This window comes from Burkholderia sp. RF7-non_BP4 (assembly GCF_001521935.1).
In the GTDB taxonomy this organism is placed as follows: Bacteria; Pseudomonadota; Gammaproteobacteria; order Burkholderiales; family Burkholderiaceae; genus Burkholderia; species Burkholderia diffusa.
Genome location: NZ_LOTA01000013.1, coordinates 1 through 7,695, shown reverse-complemented (window position 1 = coordinate 7,695; position 7,695 = coordinate 1). Strand labels below are relative to the sequence as shown.

The following is a 7,695-nucleotide window of genomic DNA, read 5'->3' as shown; positions in this document are numbered from 1 at the left end:
GCGTCGCCCAGCCGGCCCGCCTGGTGATGCGCCAGTGCGGCGCCGAGAATGTCCGTGGTCTGTTGCATGTCGTCGTTGCGTCGTTGCGTCGTTCGCGCGCGGTCCGGTCGATGAGTCAGTCGAGCGGGCGGGCGATGTCGCCGGCCCGGTCCGCGCGATGGGCCCACATTCCGTGGAACGCGTCCTCGAGATGCCGTGCGAAGCGCGGCGCATTGCACAGCGGCGATGCGATCAACTGCATGCGCAGGCCGGTCCGCAGCAGCCGCAGTTGCGCCGGATCGGTCGCGAAGGCCGCGGCCTTCGCGACGTAGTCGTCTTCGTCGCGCGCGACCCAATCGGCCAGGCCGACCGTCTGCAGCAGGCTTTCGCAGATATGCGTGACGAACCGGTCGCCCCGGATGCCGAGCACGGGCACGCCCATCCACAACGCATCGGCGGTCGTCGTGCCGCCCGAATACGGGAACGGGCTCAGCATCACGTCGACGCGACGGTACGACGCCAGGTATTCGCCGCGCGGCGCATTCGGCTCGAGCAGCAGCCGCGCCGGATCGATGCCGTGCTGCGCGAACCGCTCGCGCGTGCGGCGCACCGCGTACGCGCCGGCCAGCTCGCTCGCCTTGAGCAGCAGCCGCGACCGGGGCACCGCCGCAAGCACCCGCGACCAGACGCGCACGACCGCGTCGCTCATCTTCCCGAGCTTGCCGAAATAGCCGAACGTCACCGCGCCGCCGGCCAGTTGCGGCAGCGGGCCCGGCACGATCGCGTCGCGCGGCGGCGTGTAGCACAGGTAGCTGTCGGGCAGGCGCCACGGCCGCTCGACGAAATGCGCTTCCTCGTCGGCCGGCAGCACGTGGCGATCGCCCAGCACGTAATCGATCGCGTCGAGCCCGGTGGTCGCGACATAGCCGATCCACGACACCTGCACCGGCGCCGGCTTCCACGCGAACAGCGCGAGCCGGTTGAAGATCGTATGGCCCGCCGCATCGATCAGGATGTCGATCGCATCGTCGCGAATCCGCCGGGCCGCGGCCTCGTCGCTCAGCGCGGCGAGGCTCGTCCAGCCCGCGAACAGCGGGCGCAGCCGCTGCGTCAGGTCGTCCTCGACATCGCGGGTGGGATACGCGACGAACACCACGCGCGTGCGATCGGTCGCGCGCAGCACGCTTTCGAGGAAATAGCCGACCGGGTGATGCTTCAGGTCGCCCGATACGATGCCGACCCGCAGCGGTCTCGCGCCGTCGGCCGTCGGCCACGAGCGGTACGGCGCCGCTCGCGCGGCGGCCTGCGCGCCGTAATGCCGCGCGGCATCGAAATGAACGTGCGGCGCGGCGGCCGCGCTGTAATTCAACGCGAACAGCAGGTTGTCGTGCGGCTCGAGCAGATCCGGCCGCAACGCGATCGCGGCGCGGTAGCCCTCAAGCGCGGCCTCCAGTTCGCCCGCATCGAGCATCGCGTTCGCGAGATTGTTGTAGGCCTGCGCATGGTCGGGCCGCAGCCGGATCGCCGTGCCCAGCGCGTCCACCGCGCCTTCGCAATCCTTCAGCGTGCGCAACGCGTTGCCAAGGTTGTTGTACGCGTCCGCATCGTCCGGCTGCAGCGCGAGCGCCTGCCGGAAGCACTCGGCCGCCGCCGCGGGCCGGTTGTGCGCGGCCATCACGGTGCCCAGGTTGTAGTAATAGCGTGCCTGCGGATCGCGCCGGATCGCGTCCGCGATCGCCGCGACCGCGCCGTCGAAGTCGCCGCGGCGAAACGCGACCAGCCCGTGCACGTGCAGCGCCTCGGCCCGCTCGGGCTCGCGCTGCCGCACCTGCCGGCACAGACGCTCGGCGGCGTCGAGCCGGCCCGCTTCGTAATGGTCCAGCGCGGACGCCAGCAGTGCCTCGACTGGCGTGTCCGCGCCGGACGGGCCGTCGGACGGTTCCCGTACGCCGCCGGACGGGTGTCCGCGTTCGAGGAGGTTTTCGTTCATAGGCGGGGCTTCCGCTGGGTCCGCTGGGTCTGCGATAGGCATGGATGACGAACCGGCCGCCCGGGCGACTGCCCCGGACGATGCCCGGACGGCGCTTCCGGCGTGCGACAACCGGCGCCCCCCGCCGTCATCAGGCCGGAGGGTGCGAGGTCGCATGAAAGGCAGGCGCGGACACGCCGGCGCGTCGGCGCCGACGGCAGGAAACTCGCGGATATTGTCGCGACGTTCGCTGTGTTTCGAAGGGACGATCAGTCGAGCAAAACACCCGTAATTCGTCGCATCGCGGGACGGGTGGCGTCTCGGGGGCGGTCTGGCGACGCGGCGCTCGGCGGCCGGCACAGGCGCGGACCGTGCGATACCGGCACGATGCGCGCGAGCGCGTGGCCGATCAGGTTCAGGTTTCGCGGTCTCGTTGGCCGGCTTGTCGATGTTGACCGCGCTGAACGAGCCGCGGGTAGCTCGTAATGACGTCAGGTGCTCGACGAACATCCGTCGCGGCTGCCGGTCGTGCTGGAATCGAGGCAAAAAAACCGAGAAGCGACTGGAGAAGGACAACAAGTCGCATGATCATGGCGATGAAAACAAAACGAAGACAAAACTGCGACGGGCGGTTTGCTTTCACGTTCCGCTTTTGCCTCCGCGGTGAATTTTTGTACTTGAGTCGCCTTGCCCCACGACAAAAAACGATGATTTTGTTGCAGATTCCATCACCAAAATAATGCATCACCCGGTTAGCTCCCACACCCGGCTCATTATTGGAATACACATCAACAACAAACACGGGAAGCGCGCACCACAAACCCGACACTCCGCCGCCTTAACACTGTTAAATCAAGCACATACTTAATTTTCGATTCCACCCAAAAACCTCAACCAATAATCGAATTGCAACTTGAATCGACTTAAAACAATCACCAATTAAAATCAAGAGTCACATCGATTATTTACGATCCAAAATCCTGCGATATATGACAGGTAGCATTTTTCAATCCTCCGCCTAATATTCGCTTGCCGAGCCGATTAAAGCCCGGCGAATACCGCATCGACGGGGTGAATTTTCGAAGATCGATCAGGAGAGTAAAAATGGGCGTCTATATTATTGAATATGCTCAAGACCCGACTTATGTGATTGGCGTGACCGATCAGTCGCAGGACAGCGGAGTCGTACTGCGAAGCAAGAACGGGCTGCCGCCTCGCTATGCATTCTGGGATGTCAACTTCGATACGGGCATCATCTCGTTGAACGGAAGCGGCGGCGTGCTTGCGATCGGCGCGGACCGAATCGCGCCGGAAGCCCTGCTGCGGCTCAAGCCGACCCCCGCCGCGATCCAGTGGGACTTCTTCTCTCATCCCGGATACATCGTGCCGCGGGCCGACGAAAGCCTGTGCCTCGACGACAAGGGCCGTGTCGTCAGCAACGGGAATCCGCTCTGGCTATATCCGATCAACGGCTCGCCGGCCCAACAGTGGCATCTGGTTCCGTTGAACAACCTGAAGTCGTTCGAGTAACCCGCGGATCGCGGCGCGCGGCTTTCGCTGCTCGCGCGTCGTCTGGATTGGTTGCACCGGGGAGCATCGAATGCGCCGCGCGCGACAACAGCCCGCTGAACTCCGTTCGGCGGGCTTCTTTTTTGGTTCGTCGCAGATTAGCGGGAACGCCGGCGCACGCTGCAATCCAGTTGCACGGCGGAACACGATGAATGAGGAAATTCACTGAAAGCCTGATCAGGCCATTTGGCAAGCGCACGAAAGCTGTTCCCCTTTCGTTGGGAGATTGTGACGTGTTGACGCTGCTTCAGGACGTGGCGCTTGACCGTGTTGAGGCTACGGCGGTCGAAGTTCGCGCTGCTACCGCTATTGCCCTTCCTCTACGCGAAGACAGGTGAAGCCGGTAAGAAGGACGAGCAGGCCAAGCGGACGAAAAACGCGGCCAGCCGATTCTCGCCATCTGCTCCTCCGCGTCTCTTCGTCAGTAACCGCGACAAGTAGGAGGATGAGTAACAGGTGCCGACACATTTTGACGCAGCGCCGCATTGTGATTACAATCCGTGCCGCGGGGTGGAGCAGTCTGGCAGCTCGTCGGGCTCATAACCCGAAGGTCATAGGTTCAAATCCTATCCCCGCAACCAACATCGAAGCCCGCTATGCGAAAGCAAGCGGGCTTTTTGCTTTCGCGCCAGAGCGCTGTGTGTCTGAATGATGCACCTTACTGTAACGTCGCGGCCGAATTGACACTGTTTCGCGCTGGCTTTGACACTCGCGTCCTGTAGGCGCTTTGCGGCTTTTTTGTCACGTTCCCATGGCGTCGCGCGCCCCTTGCACGCCGGCCTATCTCTGCGTCCCCGTCACTGTTCACGCGGATCGTACCCGTCAGTCTAGGCACTCGGCGAAACGGTCCCGTCCCCGATTCGTCTATACTTCAGACGAATTTCCTGCAAGCCGTCCGTAAGTCGGCAAACTTTCCATACCAACTGGGACAGGCGGCGCGCTTTGCGCCGTTCGGGGACCATCAATTTCGATAAAACGAAGTGAAAAGGCGAGAATTTATCTTCGCAGCGGCGTTGACGCCGCTGCTCGGCGCGTGCAGCCGTGATCTTGCTGCCAAGCGGTTTCAACCGCGATCAATTGCCGCTGGCCCGACGCCAAACGATGGCAGCAAGCACACCCTTACGTTCGGGGAAGACGGCATCACGTTCTTGCTCGACGGCAAGCCGTATCAGATTCGGAGCGGTGAAATGCATCCGCCGCGCATACCGCGCGACTACTGGCGTCACCGGATTCAAATGGCGAAGGCTATGGGGATGAACACCATCGCCGTCTACGTCATGTGGAATTTTCACGAAACGAGCGAAGGCACGTTCGAGTTCGATACCGACGAGCGAGACGTCGAGGCGTTCATTCGCCTATGCCAGGACGAAGGCATGTGGGTACTGCTGCGTCCAGGGCCGTATATCTGCGGCGAATGGGACCTGGGCGGCTTGCCTGCGTATCTGCTTGCGCACGACGACATCCAGTTGCGCGTCAGTTCGCACCGCGATCGACGATACATGGACGCGGCGAAGCGATACATCGCCGAGCTGGTACCGCGCATCAAACCGTTGATGTCGGAAAACGGTGGCCCGATCCTCATGCTGCAAATTGAAAACGAGTATGCAACGTACGGCAACGACGTCGCGTACCTCGAAGAAATCCGCGCGGCGTGGGTGCAGGGCGGGATACCCGGCCCGTTCTTTACCGACGATGGGGTTAAGCAGCTCCAGGAAAGCCGGACAGCGCTCGAAGGCTGTGCCATCGCACTCAGTGGGCCGAAGGCACACGACGTCGCAAAAATCTGCGAAACGTTTCCCGGGTCGACTGTTATGGGCGGCGAACTCTACCCCGGCTTCTTTACGCATTGGGGTGACCGCGAATTCCAAGGCGCAAAGTCCGACATCTCTCGCGAGCTTACGGACTTCATGCGCTATGGCATCTCGTTCAGCATCTACGTGATCCACGGAGGCACGAACTTCGGCTATTCGGCCGGCGCAAACCTCGACTCAAAAACCGGTGAGTATCAACCGGACATCACCAGCTACGACTACAACGCGCCGATCGACGAGCAAGGGCGAGCCACCGACAGTTTCTCGAAATACAGAACCATAATTCAGGCACGCCTCGATACACCGCTTCCCGATGTGCCGGCCGTTCCACCAGCACTTGACCTGTCAGGCGACTACGCGCTGCGTCCGTATCTGCATTCGTCGGTATGGGACAACCTGCCGTCGCCGATCGTCGCGGGCGATGACGCACCGCTCAAGTCGATGGAGCACCATCGCCAGGCGTCGGGGTTCATCTTGTATCGCAAGGCCGACATGCCGGGCATTGGTGGCGCACTGACACTCCGCGACGTGCACGATTACGCAACGGTCTTCACCGACGGATCGTATATCGGCGGGGTCAGCCGAGCGAAAATGCCACGTTACTTGGCCGAGGGGCTGCGCCTTGTGACGAATGAGGACCCGCTGCCTATCGCGAGCGGATCGTCTACGCTCGACGTGCTTGTCGAAGCCATGGGGCGCGTGAACTATGGTGACGATATGATCGATCGAAAAGGGATAACAGACGCCGCACACCTCGATGGAACGGAACTCCGTGGATGGCATACCTACTGCCTTCCCATGAGTCCCGAGTATGTCGCGGCACTGCGACCGATCTGCACTGATCCACGTCGCCCCGGGTTGTTCTTCAAGGCATCAATGATGCTCAACGAAGTAGGCGATACGTTCCTCGACATGCGCCATTGGATCAAGGGTGTTGTATGGGTCAACGGTCGGAACATTGGCCGTTACTGGAACGTTGGTCCGCAGTTCAGGCTCTTCTGTCCCGCTCCGTGGCTCCGCAAGGGTTACAACGAAGTGACGATCTTCGATTTGCACCAGATTGATCCCATGCCAATCGATCTTCGGTCGACCGCCACGTAGCCTTTACTCGCTGCCCGGTTCCTCGTCGGGAGGAACCGGACAAGTTACCTCGAACGGAAATCCTTCCTGCTCCGGAATCTTCCGCAGCGCTTCACGAAATGCGATCCATCTGACAGCGAGTGCCTTCACTGAGTCCGGAGCGTCAGGAGGCGCGAACGGCTTGCTGTCCGTGGCGCTCAAAGCAGCATCCCGGAAGAACCGAACGTGCTCGGCGCGGATCGATTCCTCGTTACTACGGAAAAACGCCTCCACGTCCGTATCGTCGGGTTGCGGCACCGATTCACTCGTCCAATACACGATAACCGGCGGCCCGCTTTGCTTCCCATCTTCACCGAGCGGATGTCGCGTGCGGTAGTCTCTGCCGGCGACAAGCTCCGGGTACATGCGTTTCAGACTAAGAACCATGTGATCGTGCGTGTAATTGCGGAAGTCGATTTGTCTGAGGTCCATATTTCTTCGCTCCTTATTGGTTGCGCAGCACAACGCCGCGCTGCCAGATCGCCGTGATTGAACTGGTGCTCGCTGCGACTCGCAGACCCGTCACAACCCACGGCGCGGGCAAATCGATTTGACCGTGAATGTTGCTGCTCACTGACCCCACGTAGTCGAATTCAGAGATACCCGAATCCCACTGCACGCGAGCGCCGGCAGTCGCCTTTCTCGCGACCACGTTCGACGCATAGTCGTTTCCCCAGGCTGATCCCCATATGTTGCCGTCGGCCTGATAAGACGCACCACCCACGTGAGCGGTGCTGTCTTGCCACGTCTCGCCAGCATCCGACACCTGCCACGGAACCGCGTTGTAAGCGCTGTTGATGATGTCCAGGCCGCCGCCGATGCGCGCCCGCAGGTACACATTCGAGTTCTGCGAATACAGGTTCTGAAGCTGGATGTCTGCCTGCCATCCGTCACGCGAGACGATCAATCGGTCCGACATGCGGGGCACGCTGCGCGACACGTACGTGTTGGACAGATATGTGCTCAACCATCCGCCCCAAACCGGTCCATAGACGTTCCCGTCAGTCGCATACGTGGCATTCGCCCCGCCACCCACCGTCGTCCCGCCCACGGTCAAATTGCTGCGGGTCGCGACCTGGCCACCGTCATACACCCACATGTTCACGGCAGTGTTCGCGCCGTTCACGACACCGACGAACTTTCCAGCGCCATCCGTTTGGATTCGTGGTGCGTAACCGCTCGCACTGAGAACTACACCGCTGTATCCACCCGGCACCTCAATCGTCAGCGTGCCGGTCATCGTGTCGC

At 61.8% G+C, this 7,695-nt stretch carries 6 protein-coding genes and 1 tRNA gene; 4 read left to right on the top strand and 3 right to left on the bottom strand.

Features of this window, described 5'->3' with window-relative positions:
* Nucleotides 1–115: 115 nt before the first annotated feature.
* Nucleotides 116–1,969 carry an O-linked N-acetylglucosamine transferase, SPINDLY family protein gene (locus WS49_RS07560; protein ID WP_082725486.1) on the bottom strand — a complete coding sequence of 618 codons (1,854 nt, stop codon included), beginning with the start codon at nt 1,967–1,969 and terminating at the stop codon, nt 116–118.
* Between the two features lie 1,083 nt (nt 1,970–3,052).
* Between WS49_RS07560 and WS49_RS07555 the strand changes: the two genes are divergently transcribed.
* The 4 genes from WS49_RS07555 to WS49_RS07545 all read left to right on the top strand — a co-directional run bounded on the left by WS49_RS07555 (nt 3,053) and on the right by WS49_RS07545 (nt 6,429).
* Nucleotides 3,053–3,478 (top strand): RICIN domain-containing protein, encoded by a 426-nt coding sequence (locus tag WS49_RS07555; RefSeq protein ID WP_059526041.1) that lies wholly within the window; start codon nt 3,053–3,055, stop codon nt 3,476–3,478.
* Between the two features lie 191 nt (nt 3,479–3,669).
* Nucleotides 3,670–3,855 (top strand): hypothetical protein, encoded by a 186-nt coding sequence (locus WS49_RS34880; protein ID WP_156441359.1) that lies wholly within the window; start codon nt 3,670–3,672, stop codon nt 3,853–3,855.
* A 166-nt stretch (nt 3,856–4,021) separates the two neighbouring features.
* Nucleotides 4,022–4,098 (top strand) — tRNA-Met (locus WS49_RS07550).
* Nucleotides 4,099–4,497: 399 nt separating this feature from the next.
* Nucleotides 4,498–6,429 carry a beta-galactosidase gene (locus tag WS49_RS07545; protein ID WP_156441358.1) on the top strand — a complete coding sequence of 644 codons (1,932 nt, stop codon included), beginning with the start codon at nt 4,498–4,500 and terminating at the stop codon, nt 6,427–6,429.
* Between the two features lie 3 nt (nt 6,430–6,432).
* On the opposite strand, the gene WS49_RS07540 is transcribed toward WS49_RS07545, so the two are convergent.
* Both WS49_RS07540 and WS49_RS07535 read right to left on the bottom strand, forming a co-directional pair.
* Nucleotides 6,433–6,879 carry an XkdW family protein gene (locus WS49_RS07540; protein WP_059596295.1) on the bottom strand — a complete coding sequence of 149 codons (447 nt, stop codon included), beginning with the start codon at nt 6,877–6,879 and terminating at the stop codon, nt 6,433–6,435.
* A gap of 13 nt (nt 6,880–6,892) precedes the next feature.
* A partial coding sequence (locus WS49_RS07535) for a hypothetical protein (protein ID WP_082725485.1) occupies nt 6,893–7,695 on the bottom strand: 803 nt, incomplete at its 5' end.